This is a genomic window from Negadavirga shengliensis (assembly GCF_042652345.1).
Classification (GTDB): Bacteria; Bacteroidota; Bacteroidia; order Cytophagales; family Cyclobacteriaceae; genus Negadavirga; species Negadavirga shengliensis.
The window spans coordinates 1-16,395 of record NZ_JBHSJJ010000016.1 but is presented as its reverse complement, the minus strand read 5'-3'; the positions used below and the strand labels follow the sequence as shown (position 1 = coordinate 16,395).

Below are 16,395 nucleotides of genomic sequence, written 5' to 3'. Positions count from 1 at the left end.
CATTCAAAAACTTCCTAAAAAAACAGGTAGCCCTGAAGAAAACGGCTATTTAGAAAAGTGACATTTTTTCAGTCCACCTGCATTATATCCATCCCAAAATGGACTCCTCATCTGATGGCAGCACTTCTGCGCAACATGGATGAACGGATGGGACATATGAAAAACACTTTTAAAAAAACTTTAAACAAGTCGCAACATATCTTCTAGTTGCCCGCCTTCACTTCTCCCCATCTTTACATGCACAAAAGGAGCCTGGTATCATTCCAAAAAAACCATGGATGATCCAAAAAAATCTGACATTATGAAAAGTTTGTATGCAATTTTAATTGGGGCTTGCTGTTTGCCCTGTTTTGTAGGAGCACAACAATCCGTATCCGGAATCATCTCTGATACTCACGGCGAGCCACTGCATTACGCTGCTGTTCTGCTGGTGACGGCGGGTGACTCTGCCCTGGTGAGGGGTGGTATTGCGGATGAAACGGGCCGCTATGTTTTCAAGGATATCCAACCGGGTGATTACACCATCTCAGCCGGAATGGTCGGTTACGAAACGGCTTGGACGGCTGGCTTTTCCATCCTTCAAGGCACCGATTTAGCCTTGCCACCCATCGTCTTACCGGAGGGGGCGATGCTGGATGAAGTATGGGTAGTGGGCCAGAAGCCCCTGTTTGAAAAGCAAGTGGATCGGATGATCATCAATGTACAAAGCAACAGCACCCATGCGGGCAACTCCGTGTTGGAGGTATTGGCCAAAAGCCCCGGAATATCCGTGAACCAACAAGGCATCAGCATGTCAGGAAAAGCCGGGGTACGGGTGATGATCAACGGAAAATTGAACCGCATGCCCATGGACGTTGCCGTACAAATGCTGAGCGGAATGAGTGCGGCCCAAGTGGAAAAAATTGAACTTATTTCCTCTCCATCCGCGAAATATGAAGCGGAAGGCAACGCCGGCATCATCCACATCGTAACGGCCGAAAGCCCTGATCGGGGCACAAGCGGTACCGCAGGGGCTTCGACAGGCTACAATACCGGCCCCACTTGGGATACCCATGCCCATCTCAGCCACCGCGGCAAAAGCTTCAATGCCGTTCTGAGTTATTCCATCCGGTATGACAAAAACCGGCACAATTGGGACAATTATCATGAACAAAGCGTGGGTGAGTTCCTTCAGGTCACCAACAGCGAAAGCAGGCGCCATCCGGTCACCGTGGTTCAAAATTTCCAGGGTGGGTTCGAATTCAATCTTTCAGATAAAACCACAGTAACCACCCTTTTGACGGGGTATGAAAGACGCTGGGATATGAAAGCGGATACATACGTGACCAGTATCCGCCCACCTGATGCCGCAGTGTACACGGATATGGATATTGTCGAACTTAATCTTTGGAAAAGCGCCTCCGGTAGCATAGGATTGAGACATCAATTTAATCCACAACGTCAGTTGGGGGTCACGTATGATTACCTCTATTATCATAACCATAACCCTTCACGGTACGACAACCGGATTTCTGTGGACAATGATGATCATTATCACGAAAAAATCGAGGTGGAAAAACGCACACCGGTTCATTTTCACGTCTTCAGCATGGATTATTCCGGCAGCATCAAATCCGGTTTAACCATGGAGGCCGGTGCAAAAACCTCTTTTTCACAATTCACCAACGGGGTGCGGGTACGACATGGCGGAGACCGGCATCTGACGATTGTACCGGAATTTTCCAACACGGCCTATATGGATGAAACCATCCTGGCGGCGTATGGGTCCTGGTCCTGGAAACCTGGCAGGGTATGGAACCTGGATGGAGGACTCCGCTACGAGCATACCCATACCCTTATCAGCACAAAAGAGGAAGGGGAGGCGGTGGACCGCAACTATGGCAACTGGTTTCCGAACCTGCGGACATCTTACCGTATTTCCCAAACCAACAGTATTCAATTGGCATACGGCCGAAGGATCACCAGACCCACCTATAATGAAATGGCTCCTTTTGTTTTCTTTATGGCCCCCACAAGTTTTGTGGATGGAAATATCAGCCTGATGCCGGCGCTTGTCCACGCCGTTGACTTTGGCTTTCAGCACAAAAACACCTGGCTTACCCTTAAATACAGCCATACCAAAGATGATATCGCCCCGTTTCAGCCCCAGGAAGACCCTGAAAACCTTTACCAGATCCTCCGGTCCGAGAACCTGGCTTCCATGCGGGCCTATGGCATCAATTTTAACTTCCCCCTGGTCATCACCCCCTGGTGGGAGGTCCAAAGCGACCTCTCCTTCTACCGCTACCGGTATATGACCCGGCACCTGGAGGCCAACAGGGAACGGCAGGTAAACAGTTTGCTGCTGGGCAACAGCCATTCATTCAGCCTTCCCAGGGATTATTCCGTGACGCTCGCCGGCAAATACGAGTCAGGGGTGATTTGGGGCCTCAACCAAATAGAGCCCATGTGGAGAGTTGACCTTGGCGTTTCCAAAAGGTTTGCCCATGGCGGTTCGCTTACCCTTTCCGGAAACGATTTGTTCTATACCTATATCTGGAAAATCAATGCCGGTACAGGGTACAGCAGAAGTTTCCTTTTCTTCAACCAGCCTGAGCGGTCGGTAAGTATTACCTATTCATTTCGTTTTGGAAACAATCAATTGAAAAGCATCAACATCTCATCCCGCGCAGAGACGGAAAAACAGCGGATAAAGTAGATCATGTAAACACCATAATAAGCTGATTATTAAATAATTATAACATATATTTAAAACCACTTTATAATCTTAAAATAGTGGAAAAGGGGAGGAGTGGGGTTCGACCGTCTGTAATTTTGTATTTCGTTGGTTTTCAAAATTTAACCCGCTTAAATACCATAGGTGTAGTGCGCCTGCCCATATTCGTCATAAAACTCAAAACTGATCTTGGGTGCATTTTTATCCGGGGAGACTTTTACCCTCAAAAATCCGCCGGAGGGTACCTCACTGGTATAGGGCTGGATAATCAGGCCCTGGGGATCATTGGAATTTTCGGAACCCGGATCCACCCCAAGCCTGGAATTTTGATCCACCATGGCACCGCAACTGAACTCCTGAAAACCAGTGGGGTGTATGGAGTGGTATTGCCAATGCCGGTCACCCGTAATGATGAAAAAGGAATCCTTGTCAAAATCATTGGCCAGCAGCCAGTTGAAGAATGCTGTGCCTTCGGTCAAAAACCCATCGGGATTGGTATGGTTGTCTTTTTTTCCGGCCCCGTCGGGACCTACCATAGGGGTGGGGGTTACCAGGATTTTGTAAGTGGCATCACTTTCAGATAAAGTCTGTTTCAGCCACTGCTTCTGTTCTTCCCCCCAGATGGTTTTTTCAGGTCCATCCGGCCACTCATTTGGGCTGCGGTAATCCCTGCCTTCCACCATCCAGAGCTGAAGGTATTTGTTCACCCTTACCGTCCTGTAGGTCAAAGGATTTATGTCTTCAGGATCGGCGATGGGCACTTGCTCAAGAAACGTTTTGATGCCCAATTCATTGGAGGGCTCTGAACCGTACCTCGGATGTACCGCAGTGGTATCGGAATCATCAAATCGGTGGTCATGGTCGTCTTTCATCCAGTATATTGGAATTTTGGAAAACATCCTTCTTATTCTTGGCATAAAAAACTGCCGGTGCCACATGGCCCGCATTTCCTCCAGCGATTTTACCCGATGGTCCTCAGGGTGGTCATAATACACATTGTCTCCGTTTCCAATAAAGAAATCGGGTTCCTTGGCCAGGATACTTTCAAAACCATGAAATCCCTCATATTTGTCTTCCCCTTGGTAGGCTTCGGTTCCCTGGGAAGAGGCTTTTCCAAAACCACCACCCAGATAAAACCTGGCCAGGTGAGATCCTGTAACCATCACAAAGGATATCTCACTTTCTGCATCCTTAGCAGGAAGCGTGCGGAAACTTTGTATTTGCCCGGTCAGGCTATTTTCTTCTTCCTGTCCATACCTCACCCGGTAATAATAATTGGTGCCAGGAGCAAGACCTGTCGCTTTGTATTTTCCAATAAAATCCCCTCCCGAGGTTACCGCTATCCAAGGCGACTGTTGGGCGTTCCTGAGCTGCGGGTCGGTGCCGTATTCAAACCGGAGCTTGCCCGCCTTACCCTCCAGATCGGTAGCCATCAGCAACGCGGGGTCATGTACATCCTCATAGACAATGGTGTCCGATGCGGCCAGCCTGGCCTGAAAGATGATGCTTTCCTGCATGGGTTCCCCCGCCATTAGGTAATGGAGGTGGATATTAGGCGGCTTATTGGGATTGGTTTGGCAACCGGAAGAAAGAATGGCGTTGATTGAAAAGAATAAAATAGTGGATAATGAAAACTTCATGAGTCGTTTATTTTTGTATCGGAGGTTTTTACTTTCAATACAGAAAATGGCATTGAAAAGGTCATTCAATGGGTCCGGACCAAATGCCCTACCACATGGTTTCCCCTTCAGCCAGGTAGTTTTTGAGCAGGGATTCGTTGAGTTCGATACCGAATCCGGGCCTGTCCGAGAGCTGTATAAAACCGTCTTTTACCAAGGGCTTGTCATACCCCAGAATTTCAGGATCCCCATGGAGACCTTTTCCACCTTCCTGCAAAAGAAACATCTCATGGCCCAAAAATTCCCTTACCGAGGCTGCCAGGTGGGCGGAAGCCACGGTGGCAATGGGGCCTGCCACATTGTGGGTGGCCACCGGCATGTAATAAAGCTCGGCCAGGTCCGCGATTTTTTTGGCTTCCAACAGACCGCCGGCCATGGAAACGTCTATTTCGATCATGTGTGCACCTTGGTTCACGATAAACGGCCTGAAATCATCACGGGTGTACAGGTTTTCCCCACACAGGATAGGGGCGGGGGATTGTTCGGTCAGCTTTACCCACTGCTCATTATAGGCAATGGGCAAGGGGTCCTCCACCCACCAGGGCCGCATGGGGGCCACCGCCCTGCAAAGCCTGAGGGCACTGTCAAAATCAAACTCCCAATGGCAGTGCACGACGATGTCAATATCCTCTCCCAGGGCCTCCCTTATATTGGCATAGCCTTGTTCATTCCGGTCCACTTCCACATTGGAGATCCTGCGGTTGTCTATTTCAAACCACTTTTGATCCCGCAGCACGTTTACCTTTACCGCGGTGTAGTTTTCTGCCTTGATCCTTTCGGCATATTCCGCACAGGAATCCTTATCCAACCTGTCTTTGGGGTCGGAATTCAGGTAGGCCCTTACTTGGTTGACATGGGATCCCCCGCCTAAAATCCGGTGCACGGGCTGGCCGGTGATTTTGCCTATCAGGTCCCAGAGGGCCATTTCCACGCCTGTGATGGCATGGGTAGCCAAACCGTGGTTACCCCCGTAGTAGGAGGTCCGGGTCCCCATTTTAAACAGCAGCTTTTCCAGGTCAAAGGGATCCTGCCCCAACAGGATGGGTTTCAGGGCATTTTCCACGATGTCTTTGGCGCCATAGCCGTTTTCGTCATGGTGGCATTCCCCGATGCCCACCAGCCCCTGATCGGTTTCGATTTTCACCAAGGGGCTCACCCTTAGTCCCAGCTGGGTCCTGAGGCATTTTACGTCGGTAATTTTCACCCTGTCAGCCCAGGAATCTGCCAATAAGGGAAAATGGGGCAATAAGGTGGCGATGGGAAGGGTTTGGGCCAATCGATGCAAAAAGATTCTTCGATTCATGATGATTACTTGGGTTGTTTCGGGAAGCAGAAAGATAACAAAATTTTATAAACGGGCCTTGTTTAGGAATGAACTCTTTTTATATTAGAGGATGCAGTTGCCAAATCTTTTCCGATGTGCGACCACAAAAAATCAATTATAAACACATGAAAACTCTAGTTTATCTTGTAATAGGTTTGCTTTCATTGGATTTAAGCGCGCAATCCGGCGCTAAAACCGTTTCAGTGAATGTAAGCTCGGCAACCCAGGGTCATCATGAACCGAACCGAAATGCGCCATTAAAAGCTTTAATTGTTGACGGACAAAACAATCATGCTGTTTGGCCGAAATCTACCATGATGATGAAGCAGTACCTGGAAGAAACAGGACTTTTTCAGGTAGATGTTTACAGAACCAAGTTTACTTGGGAAGGGGATAGGGAAAAAAAGTACCTTCCATTAGCTGGAGTTGGAGAAACAACAGATCTGGAAAACCCGCGACATGACCCGGATTTCGCACCCATATTCAATAATTATGATGTAGTGATATCCAACTTCGGTTGGAAGGCTGCAAATTGGCCGGAGAAAACCCAAAAAGCATTGGAAAATTATATGTCCTCCGGCGGAGGGTTTGTATCCGTGCATGCTGCCAACAATTCATTTCCTGATTGGCTGGAGTACAATAAAATGATTGGCCTGGGTGGCTGGGGTGATCGCAGTGAAAAAGATGGACCATATGTGTATTATAATAATGAAGGTAAACTGATTCGTGATCCTTCTCCGGGAACATGTGGCTCCCATGGGCCGGCACATGTTTTTCCGATTACACTTCGTGTAAAAGATCATCCTATCACCGATGGAATGCCTGCAGTATGGCTGACCACCAAGGATGAATGCTATGCCCAATTGCGCGGACCGGCTGAAAATTTGACCATACTGGCTACAGGTAAGGATGTTTCAGGCAAAGCTCCCACTGACCGGCACGAACCGATGCTGATGGTGGTAGATTACGGCAAAGGCCGGATATTTCACACCGCACTGGGACATGATGATTACTCCATTGAAAGTGTTGGGTTTATCATCTCATTTTTAAGAGGTGTAGAATGGGCCGCAACAGGAGATGTTACCATACCCATACCTCCTGATTTTCCTACGGCGGAAAATTCAACCCGCAGGGATTTTAATCTGAAAATCGGAAATCAATAAAAACAAATACTTGCCTATACCTTATCAAGAAATGGCATGGAGCCATCCTGAAAAGTTTAAGTTATTTAACCGGTTCTGTTGTAAGAATTTCTGACTTTCGACACTAGTGTTAACCTCAAATCGGGATGACGGTTTCCTCCAGGCGCAGCTGGTATGGCTGTCCAAAATCCCCAAAACCATGGTTTTTCAACCGGTTGAATAACAGGGTATTATACAACACGTCATCGGTAGGCTTAAGTTTGTTACTTTTTTGCTGCAGGTCAAAAAAGTAACCAAAAAACCCCGCCGCTGTGCATCTTTCCGGCTAAAATTTAAGGCCTCCCGCACACAGGCAAACTCGTCGGGTTTTTGGAAGGGGTCACAACCAAATTTGTCGTGCTTGTTGCCAAAAACCCTCCTCTCCCGATAGCTATCGGGATGCCTGTGCCTTTGCCCCCACTTCTTAAATTTCTTAACGCCGGAAATCTGCAAGGCGGAAATGGCGTTTTTCGCAGCCGGGGAATGCCATCGACCGTCACTGTGAGGTAGCGATCCCAGGCCAACCGGGAAAGCGGTCTCTTCCTGTACGCGAATGTTAAGGTAAAGATCAGGAATGTCTGTGGCATAAGGGCAGGTGGTTGTTTTCTATTATCCTACTCCTCTTCTGTACTTTTGGCTTGATCCAAAAGTACCAAAAAATCAAGGCAAAAATAAGCTACTCCCCGCAAGGCCCACGCCCCCTCGCATTTTTGCCGGCCCGCCCGCATGAACCGAATTGAATTGGTTAAAACCTTCTGTGTTATCGAATAACTGGACGGCATTCGTCATTGGTAGGCCTGACATTTCCATTCTCCTTTTCTCTTCTGTTTTCGACACTGTTTTTTCAACCAATTGAATAACCAATGTAATATACAATATGTCATCGGTAGGATCAGAGTTGGATTTGAGGGAATGAAGCCGCGGCAGTCTCATATTAAGGGATTGCCACACCCTTTTCCAACGCATCCCCTTCCTAAAAAGGGTTCGCAATGACGTATCAAAAGTTAATTATGGTCGAACTCAGGTTGTTAAGTCCAGTATGAGTTTTCATTCTTCCGTATCGGTAAAACAGCAAACTAGAACCGTCAACCCGGTTGCAGTTCCACTTTTTTACCTGCTACCGAAAGGTTGTCGTTCACATGTTGTTCATCCCAAAGGTTGGAAATTACGGCGGTTATGTTTGGGTTCTGCAAGGCCCAAATATAGGCTTTTACGGGGGCTTTCATATCCCCGGGCACGATCCGTTGTACCTTTTGAATTCTCCACTCGGGTATGGGTTGCAGCGCTTTGTGCTGGGTGGCCACCGCCATGGCGGCCTTCATCGCGATGATGCCCATGCCGCTTTCTTTGGCCAGTTCAATCTCTCTTTCCATATATCCGCCATTGACAATATTATAGGCTACCATGGCTACTTCATAAAGGCCGGTCTCCCTGGCTGCCCTTAAGACTCCGGCAGGATCATTGTGGGAAGATACTCCCAGAAAACGGGCTTTCCCCTCTTTCTTAAGCTGTTCGAAGGTGGTAAACGTCTCGTCGATTTGTACTTCCTCGGGGGATCCCGCCCCGTGAGGACACATCAGAATATCAAAATAGTCTGTCCCCACACGCTTAAGGCTGCCTTCGACCGACTTCAAAATGTATTCCTTGAATTTCGGACTTCCTTCCACTTTATGGGCATAATCGGCAGCCATGGCATTGCTCAGGTAGGTTCCATCAAAGGAGTCCGGCTGTCCGGGCCAGTAGGTGAAAAAATAGCCGGGCTTATCCACATTACGGGCAGCACGCATTTCCTTTGCTTTCCTTTGGTAATGTTCCTGTTTGGAACCAGGCAGGCGGTCATAAATTTCCCGGTACAGGTTATCTCTTACGTTGGTATAGCCACTTACTTTGGTGGTCAAGAATACCTTTTCCCGTTTGGCACGGTTGTCGACGATCTTACCATAACTTTCTTCACATTCCCCATTACCGTAAGCAGGCGCCATATCCAGGTAGTTCAATCCGCGTTCTATGGCAATTTCGGTGGGCCGCAGGTTACCAAGCCGGACAGGATCGCCGCCATTGACGACTTCAGAGACCATCAAGCCGGTATTTCCCAGCTGCCGATAGGCCATTCCTGGCTGCTTGTTGCGCCATTCGGGCTTGATATCCGGTGGCAGATTTGGAGCCGGTGTGTCTGTTGCTTGGGTTTTTCCCAGCAAAGGAATGCCCAAACCCAGGGTGGCACCCACTGAAATGAATTTTCTGCGGTTGATACTGAATTTATCCGGCATGGTTTCTAAAATTTAAATTTCAACTATTGATATAAACGGTGTTTTAGAAATATTCTTCCATCGGTGGTTTTCGCAAGGGATATTTTGGCATCACACAATATAATAAAATTAGGGGAAAGTTGGAATTCAGGGGGATGCGGTAAGGGATTTTTCTGGCCGGGGCATTTTACTAGTAAACTGGGCAATGGATGTAATTTATTGTCCACGAATTTCACGGATTGACACGGATTTTAGGGAATGATCCGGATCGTTGATTGGGTTTTACAGACGATAATTTCAACTGGGGGTTACTGTAATTGTTTTTTTAGTATAAAAGTGTGGAGCAGCCGTATACTGAAATTCCGTCAGGCAATCGTAGGAAAGGGGACATGAAAAAAAAGACGGGAGTAGGGGAGGGGTATGGTGAATAAAATAATAGTTGTTTCTTTCGGAAAGAAAGTATATGTTTAATGTGTAATCGATTTTTGCTTTAAGTAATGCGTGGGGTAGTGCCTTATACAACCATTAAGTCGGACAGTCAGTATCGGGAATATTGCGGGAATTTGGAAAAGCTTACGGCCGAATATGATCAGTTTCCTTCTGCTGAGAAACTTGATTGGATGGATACGCTGGTCTTGTTGATTGAAAAATGTGACGAAGACCGGTCGCCATTGGCTGAAATGGATCCCATTACCTTGCTAAAAACCCTGATGCGGGAAAATGGTATCAACCAGCAACAGCTCGCGGCTTATTTGGATATTTCCAAGGGACACCTTTCAGATATACTGAATTATAAGAAAGGGCTTTCAAAAAGTATTATCCGGAAATTGTCTGACCGGTTTAAAGTTGACCAAAAGATGTTTAACAGGGGTTATGGGTTGCTGGCTAAGTGAAGGAATAATTACGTAGAACCCTGTATTTGACGTCAGGCTTGAAAAAATCTTATTTAAATTTTGGAGTGGGGATAAAGAATGGTTATGATGCTGATGTCTATTAGAGACAATTAAACATAGATTTTTGTTATATAATGTCCTGGTGTTATGTGAATATAGCTTCGGGTTCAGGGACGGGATTAATAGTAACGAGCATTCTTTTGGCATTCTTACCAAGCGAGGAGTCTACCGGAATGAGGGACGTTGGACAGGAGGGAAGGAGAGCGGCGAATGTGTGTGGTTATAGGTAGTACTTGCTTTTTTTGTATCCGGTATAATATGATGATTCATTTTGTTCCGAGCAAATTGAGCAGTTAACTTTTGGTTTTCTAAAAAAAGAGTGCGGTGATGAACTGTCTACATTCTTCATCGATAATTGAATGAAATTTTTGTCCATTGGAGAGTCAAGAGTTTCTCTCATACTTAGCTTCAAAACTTCAGAAAATACCAATACTGCAGCAATAGGTGATAGAAAAGGAAGTATTCCCAGTTTTTCCTCCTGTTTATCTTTCCCTACTTCTGAGGATGTTGAGCAGACAGGAATATGTTCGTAATCCTTAATTCCGAATCTACATACAATGCACCATTCTTCAAAAGGTATATGTCTTCCAAAGTTGACCCCCCAATTATTGGATGTAGTTGCATGTAACACTATTGGAGGCTCGTTGTGTTGTATTGTAGACCAAATGTTTTTTTCATTTGCAAAACATAAAATTAGGTCTGGGTACTTAGCTTCAAGATCAATTTCACGCATGAACTGACTATAATCCATATCAGGATTAAGTTGGACTAATAGATTATTATTGAATCTTAATGCCTCATTACAAGCTTCAACTTTGGAAGTTTTAGTTTTAGCATGTTTTGCAGTAAAAATCAATGAACTGCTTGTATTAGGAATTTCAACCTTATCAAAATCAATTATTTCAATACTACCAGATACAGGAAATAATGATAATATAAAATCAAATGAAGATCCTACAGCTCCAGCTCCTATTTGCCATATTTTACCAATATTGAGTGCATTATTTACTATTGGGTTTTTAAGCTCTTGGTGTTGACTAGAAGTTTCAAAATCCAAAAGTGAAATCCATCTATCAAAAGGTTCTGGTTTAGATTCATAGATATAGCTTGAAAAGGCTGCTGCATTAATAACAGAAGAAGCATAAATGGCTCCAATAATATTTATGTCATCAGATTTAGTTCCAATTTCATTCTGAGTTGGTCCAAATCCAAAACCAGCAACCCAGCCCTCGGAATTAATCCAGAACTCATTGTCCTTTGTCGTACTCCCAATGGATATCGACAAGTCAGTTTCAACAATATCATTCTTAGATTTTATTGAAAACTCCCCATAAGGATCAGAGGAATTCATTATTTCCATAATAACCTCATGAAGTTTCATTCCCTTCCAATTGTTGAACAAGCATGGTATATCTTCAGAGATATAAAATGATACCCTTCTACACCAGCGAGACAAAATATTGGCAGTACAAATAGCCATAGCTTGATCACTTAATGTTGAATATTTTCGGACTATCACTGATATAACTTTTGCATTTGAATCCAATAGTATATCATCTATTCGATTTGTTCTATCATTCCTTAATCTGTACCACTCAGCTGCTTCCATCTGATATTTTCTTTATCTCTTAAATCTGTAAAATGAGCTTCACCTTCTACAACAATGAAATGCCGCCTTATGTATTTATTACTTAATCCAATAAATTGATTCTCCTGATACCTATGAATTCCGTTTTTCTTAAGCGGAAGCATTCCAGAGCTACAATAATTTGGCACAACGAGAGAAATAAGTCCAGGTCTTTTAAAAGGAGCCCATTCATCATCACCGCGTGAATGATCCACCCAATTGCCTGGATGAGTGTGTATTTGTCCAATATGAATTACTTTATTATTCGATAGCGCTTTCACGACATGATAAATCGATGAGTGAGGAACTGTTACTCGCCCTTCTGATGATTCGGTTTCAGGAGCAATTACATGAGTGATGTTGAAGATGTTTTCCGAAATGTTGCCCGCCCAAAACACGAGCCCTTCATGTGGAAGTTGTCCATATTGTTTGAGAACCAAATCTGTTATCTTGATTACTCCCGAGTGGACTGAATAAATTAAATCATCAACAGGGGTAACACTCTGATGCTCAAAGAACCTAAAAAAGTTAAGCCATCCTTCCATGATACTTCTTCTTGTTGCTTATTCTTGAATAAATAGCTCGTAAGATTGAATCGACACTTTTTAATGTGGCAACCTTTGGATTTTCTTTCCATCCTATCATTTGCCAATCTTGATGAGGGCCAGATGAATTAAATGCCTTGTACGAATTTCTTGAACAAGGATTACATATACACGGTGCTGGATGAAAAAAACTGTCATCATTTTTAGGGAATGCATTTTTGGTTCCTTTCGTACCGGAGACTGGATCAATAAAATCCAAAATGAGTGGGAGTTCGGGATAGTCGCTAAAAACTACCTCAAGAATGTACTTTTCTTGATCTATAGGGGATACCATCTTGGTCGTAAAAGTTTGGTTAGGCTCATCTACTTCTGAGATGACCCAACCGCACTTCTCGCCATATTCTCTGCATCTTTCTATCTCCTGCAAAACTTTGCTTAATGAGATACTCGCACTGACACTCATACCGCCTGTCCAAAATCAATGAGGATTAACTTATCGCCATCTTTAATACCAAAGCTGACAAGCGGTCTTTGAGGCTCCAGTTCGATATTGGGGTCACTATCCAACTTTAGCTCGTATTGTCCATTGGAAGCAAATCCAAATTGCTGAATCACCGCTGAAATTACTTCTGATATTTTTGAAGTCTTCGGGAAGGTAGCTTCCCAAGGTTCCGTTCGGGTAGGAACAACAATTAACAAGGTAATTTCATTGTCATTTTGCTTTTGATTCTCGTGTTTTTTTTCTTTTTCCATTTTTATATATATTTTAGTTACCTGAAAAACACTACCTCATGGTAGTTATTTTAGTAAGCTGCCGACTCAGTCTTTTTTACATCCTTGAATATTTTTTTGATTTTGTGAAAAACATCTTTTCGCCAGCTTATATAGATATAGCGCTATTGAAAATGAGTGAAGAATTCTTAGAAGAAGTATCGAATCAAGATTGGAAGTCCCTTGGTAAAAGAATGAAGGGTATGGCAGTGCATTGGCTTAAGCACACCTTTGGTGAATCAAATCCAAAGCTCCCAATGGGATACAAAATTGAGGATATTACTCAGGACGCATTAAGACGAGCTATGATTAAAGATTGGAAAGAGAAATTCAATCAAAAGAGGTTTGAGAATTACTTATTTGGTGCAATAAGAAGTATTGTATCAAATCTTGCGGATCTCTCAGATAATAAAGAAGTCGATAGAGAGTTTTTCAACAAAGAACAGCAATCAGATGACGGAGAAAAGACGCGATTAATCGACCAAATGCCCGAAACAGATGGATCTGATATCTATAACAAAATTGACAAAGAGATCGCCTTTGATAAGTTAGAACTAGAAATTGATGGTGAGAAAGATCTAGAGTCAGTTCTAACAGCAATGAGGCTCGGTATGCAACCCAAAGAAATTGCAGAGGAATTGGAAAAAGAACCCAAAGAAATTTACAAATTGCAAAGACAGCTCTTTTCTAGAGCTCAGAAAATTGGAAAATCACTCCATTATGAAAAATAATATAAACGAAGAGTCCTTGAATTTTATTAAATCGTTGGAGACTCTTCTGAAAAATGATGAGGGGTTTGCGGAGGAATATCTTAGTTCAAATGGTTACGACCCCAACGTTGTAGCAATAGAGTTTGAGTCTTTTGCCCAAAAGTTAGTTCTTCAAAAGAAAGCGGAACTAGCCAAACAAAAACTTATTTCTAAGCTAGAAAGAGCGAAAACTATATTTAATGAAATCGTCTCATCCGCAGACGAAAGTATTGGAAAACTTCAAGAATTATTAAATCCGGAATTAACGAAAAAATACTCTCTTAATTTTAGAGACTTAAAAGAAATGAAAGAGTCAGAAGCCATGAAGATTTTGACTGATATTGAAATTCTTGAAATTCTCGAAAAGGAATACGGTAATGATGATACCAAAAACAAGAGCTAATTCATTCCTTAAAGAATTCAAAATCAAAGATGTAAGAGGAGTTGAAATTGAGGATTTGATAGCCTTAAAAGGTATTTTTTTTGAAGAGGCGGACATGTCCTCTTGTCAGGCTAATATTCTTTCAACTCAAAATTTCTCTAAAATATCTATTAATTCTGGACTGGTTAATTACAGCCAAAGGAGGTTTGCATTGGCTCATGAACTAGGCCACTATATTATGCATAGGGGAGAAGGGAATAAATTCTTTTCTGACAATGAAGATGATTTTGTTAAATACCACCAAAAAGGAGATCAAGAAGTTGAGGCAAATGAGTTTGCAGCGGAACTTTTAATGCCACGCAGTCAATTCAGAACATTTACATCAGACGCAGATTTTAATACGGATTTGATTATTGAGACAGCTAACTACTTTGAGTCAAGCATCACAAGCACATCAATAAAATATGCTGATGTAGGTCATGAGCCAATTGCTATGATATATACAAGGAATGGAAGAGTGAAATGGAAAAGAATAAACGATTCATTTCCATTTAGTTTCATTCGGAATGGTCAAACTGTACCGGTTTATTCTTCCGTTTCAGATTATTATAAAAATGGAAGCAAATCGAACAGTCCAGTAATTGTTGATGCATTCAATTGGTTTTATGAAGACTTTGAAATTGATAAGTACCCACATGCAAAACTCTTAGAACAAATCTTTTACATTGATAGTCTAAATTCAGCAATTGTCTACCTCTCAATAAAGAGGTTGTAAGATATTATGTTAAGTAGAATGATTTCTACATCCAAGCGGGCAGGCTAGACAGAATAGCGAACGTGCGTTGGATGGCGAGTTGAAGCACTGTTCTGTCTAGATTTTTTGCATATTTTTCATCAATGGAAAAGTATGAGCCCAGCGGCTTGAGCGATTTAAATATGACTACTATGGAATTTAAAAAAGGAGAAATAATAAGAGCTACTGAGAGAAAGAAGTCTAAAGGATTTCACTATATAGCTGTCTGGGAAGATTTTAATGAAGGAATGGATTTTCCAGGTATAATGCTTACATCATCAACCGCTGATAAATACGCAGACAATATACCGCTCGACCAAAGTCACATTATGGAAGGACATGATTTCAAATGGAAAGCAACACATTTTGTTAGTAGAGTTTTCATAAAGTTGAGTGACTGGGGTCCATTTACAAAAGTTGGAGAACTAACAGGTTTAGGAATCAACTTTATAAAAGAAAACCTACAAGACGTGCCACCAGTGACTTTTGATAAATACGATGCTGAACGAAGATCTGCTTGAAACAAAGCGATGGCCGGCAAGTGTTTTACAGGCAAATTCTTAATCGCCGAGAATCGTATATATATAACAACTCGGTTAGAGTCCAGACTGCGCTTCATGTGGAAGGTGAGCCTGTGAATGCTATTACCCGAGCGGCCTTGGCGAGGGCAAGCGCAGTGAAACAAACGGAGACCATAATATAGAATTAGGTAATCTCATGGGCTTTGAAACATTTTTGTTATATAATTTATATTATGTTAAATACATATTCTGAATACCTACTTATCTCCATTTAAGCCCTACACCTTGATCCCCTTCCCGACTCCTCCTGTTATCAAGCATGATGCCAACACACGATCACGAAGCTGAAGGGTTTGCCCCTGAATGACGTCGGGTGGTTTCAAAAAAGTTTGGGAAATTATCCGTTTCCCGATAGACCACCGTACTTTTAGCGGGTACTATAGTATAACCTGATTACCAATAAGCGCATTCAATTTATGAATCAAGACAAACTATCAACATCGTTATTTTACAGCCTTGTCGGATGGCTGGCTTTTTTTGTTTTTATTCCCGTTTATGGCCAAACAGAACCTGCAGGGCTGTTGCTTACCTGGCAGCAAGACCCTACCACCACCATGACCATCGACTGGCATACCGCCCCCGGCGATCAGGCCGAACCTGCTTTGTACTATAAAGCCATGAATGAGTCGGAATGGCGGAAGGCTGCCGCATCCCAGCACCCCTTCCCTTATTCTGAAAGAACCATAAACCGGACGGAATTAACCGAATTGGATCCGGCTGTAATCGGTAATTACAACTGCACCACTTTCGGTAAATAAGACTGCACCATATTTGGCAACAGGAATGCACCACCAATAATCCCTTAGGGGCATGCCCCTAAGGGATTTGGTACTATTTTGCTAGTC

The 16,395-nt window shown here is 43.5% G+C and carries 15 protein-coding genes; 8 read left to right on the top strand and 7 right to left on the bottom strand.

What is annotated here, in order from left to right; translation table 11 throughout:
• Positions 1 to 301 precede the first annotated feature (301 nt).
• Complete coding sequence (locus tag ACFPFU_RS20880; RefSeq protein WP_377067774.1) at positions 302 to 2,698, top strand: TonB-dependent receptor domain-containing protein; 2,397 nt, start codon at positions 302 to 304, stop codon at positions 2,696 to 2,698.
• Between the two features lie 149 nt (positions 2,699 to 2,847).
• On the opposite strand, the gene ACFPFU_RS20875 is transcribed toward ACFPFU_RS20880, so the two are convergent.
• Together ACFPFU_RS20875 and ACFPFU_RS20870 are read right to left on the bottom strand one after the other, a co-directional pair.
• Positions 2,848 to 4,356 (bottom strand): alkaline phosphatase D family protein, encoded by a 1,509-nt coding sequence (locus ACFPFU_RS20875; protein WP_377067772.1) that lies wholly within the window; start codon positions 4,354 to 4,356, stop codon positions 2,848 to 2,850.
• A gap of 88 nt (positions 4,357 to 4,444) precedes the next feature.
• Positions 4,445 to 5,698 carry a mandelate racemase/muconate lactonizing enzyme family protein gene (locus ACFPFU_RS20870; protein ID WP_377067770.1) on the bottom strand — a complete coding sequence of 418 codons (1,254 nt, stop codon included), beginning with the start codon at positions 5,696 to 5,698 and terminating at the stop codon, positions 4,445 to 4,447.
• Positions 5,699 to 5,844: 146 nt separating this feature from the next.
• Here ACFPFU_RS20870 and ACFPFU_RS20865 point away from each other — a divergent pair, with 146 nt between their 5' ends.
• Positions 5,845 to 6,882, top strand: coding sequence for a ThuA domain-containing protein (locus ACFPFU_RS20865; protein ID WP_377067768.1), 1,038 nt, complete (start codon positions 5,845 to 5,847; stop codon positions 6,880 to 6,882).
• A 1,103-nt stretch (positions 6,883 to 7,985) separates the two neighbouring features.
• Here ACFPFU_RS20865 and ACFPFU_RS20860 read toward each other — a convergent pair.
• Positions 7,986 to 9,170, bottom strand: coding sequence for an aldo/keto reductase (locus ACFPFU_RS20860; RefSeq protein ID WP_377067766.1), 1,185 nt, complete (start codon positions 9,168 to 9,170; stop codon positions 7,986 to 7,988).
• 542 nt (positions 9,171 to 9,712) lie between these two features.
• On the opposite strand from ACFPFU_RS20860, the gene ACFPFU_RS20855 reads away from it, so the two are divergent.
• Positions 9,713 to 10,042 (top strand): helix-turn-helix domain-containing protein, encoded by a 330-nt coding sequence (locus tag ACFPFU_RS20855; RefSeq protein ID WP_377067764.1) that lies wholly within the window; start codon positions 9,713 to 9,715, stop codon positions 10,040 to 10,042.
• 280 nt (positions 10,043 to 10,322) lie between these two features.
• Here ACFPFU_RS20855 and ACFPFU_RS20850 read toward each other — a convergent pair whose 3' ends face one another.
• Genes ACFPFU_RS20850 through ACFPFU_RS20835 form a run of 4 tightly spaced genes read right to left on the bottom strand, consistent with a single transcriptional unit; the run spans position 10,323 to position 13,027 of the window.
• On the bottom strand, positions 10,323 to 11,711 hold the full coding sequence (locus ACFPFU_RS20850) for a ThiF family adenylyltransferase (protein WP_377067762.1): 1,389 nt from the start codon (positions 11,709 to 11,711) through the stop codon (positions 10,323 to 10,325).
• Positions 11,684 to 12,274, bottom strand: coding sequence for a hypothetical protein (locus tag ACFPFU_RS20845; RefSeq protein ID WP_377067760.1), 591 nt, complete (start codon positions 12,272 to 12,274; stop codon positions 11,684 to 11,686). The genes ACFPFU_RS20850 and ACFPFU_RS20845 overlap by 28 nt, the downstream gene beginning before the upstream one ends.
• Positions 12,258 to 12,737 carry a hypothetical protein gene (locus ACFPFU_RS20840; RefSeq protein WP_377067758.1) on the bottom strand — a complete coding sequence of 160 codons (480 nt, stop codon included), beginning with the start codon at positions 12,735 to 12,737 and terminating at the stop codon, positions 12,258 to 12,260. The genes ACFPFU_RS20845 and ACFPFU_RS20840 overlap by 17 nt, the downstream gene beginning before the upstream one ends.
• Positions 12,734 to 13,027 (bottom strand): hypothetical protein, encoded by a 294-nt coding sequence (locus ACFPFU_RS20835; protein WP_377067756.1) that lies wholly within the window; start codon positions 13,025 to 13,027, stop codon positions 12,734 to 12,736. The genes ACFPFU_RS20840 and ACFPFU_RS20835 overlap by 4 nt, the downstream gene beginning before the upstream one ends.
• Before the next feature lie 38 nt (positions 13,028 to 13,065).
• On the opposite strand from ACFPFU_RS20835, the gene ACFPFU_RS20830 reads away from it, so the two are divergent.
• From ACFPFU_RS20830 to ACFPFU_RS20810, 5 genes are all read left to right on the top strand, one after another.
• Positions 13,066 to 13,776 carry a hypothetical protein gene (locus ACFPFU_RS20830; RefSeq protein ID WP_377067754.1) on the top strand — a complete coding sequence of 237 codons (711 nt, stop codon included), beginning with the start codon at positions 13,066 to 13,068 and terminating at the stop codon, positions 13,774 to 13,776.
• Positions 13,766 to 14,197, top strand: a complete 432-nt coding sequence (locus ACFPFU_RS20825) for a hypothetical protein (RefSeq protein WP_377067752.1) — start codon at positions 13,766 to 13,768, stop codon at positions 14,195 to 14,197. Before ACFPFU_RS20830 ends, ACFPFU_RS20825 begins: the two co-directional genes overlap by 11 nt.
• Positions 14,172 to 14,951 carry an ImmA/IrrE family metallo-endopeptidase gene (locus ACFPFU_RS20820; RefSeq protein ID WP_377067750.1) on the top strand — a complete coding sequence of 260 codons (780 nt, stop codon included), beginning with the start codon at positions 14,172 to 14,174 and terminating at the stop codon, positions 14,949 to 14,951. The genes ACFPFU_RS20825 and ACFPFU_RS20820 overlap by 26 nt, the downstream gene beginning before the upstream one ends.
• Before the next feature lie 122 nt (positions 14,952 to 15,073).
• Complete coding sequence (locus ACFPFU_RS20815; protein ID WP_377067748.1) at positions 15,074 to 15,490, top strand: hypothetical protein; 417 nt, start codon at positions 15,074 to 15,076, stop codon at positions 15,488 to 15,490.
• A 476-nt stretch (positions 15,491 to 15,966) separates the two neighbouring features.
• The gene (locus tag ACFPFU_RS20810; RefSeq protein WP_377067746.1) at positions 15,967 to 16,308 is read left to right on the top strand and encodes a fibronectin type III domain-containing protein; all 342 of its coding nucleotides are present in this window, start codon (positions 15,967 to 15,969) and stop codon (positions 16,306 to 16,308) included.
• Positions 16,309 to 16,395 lie beyond the last annotated feature (87 nt).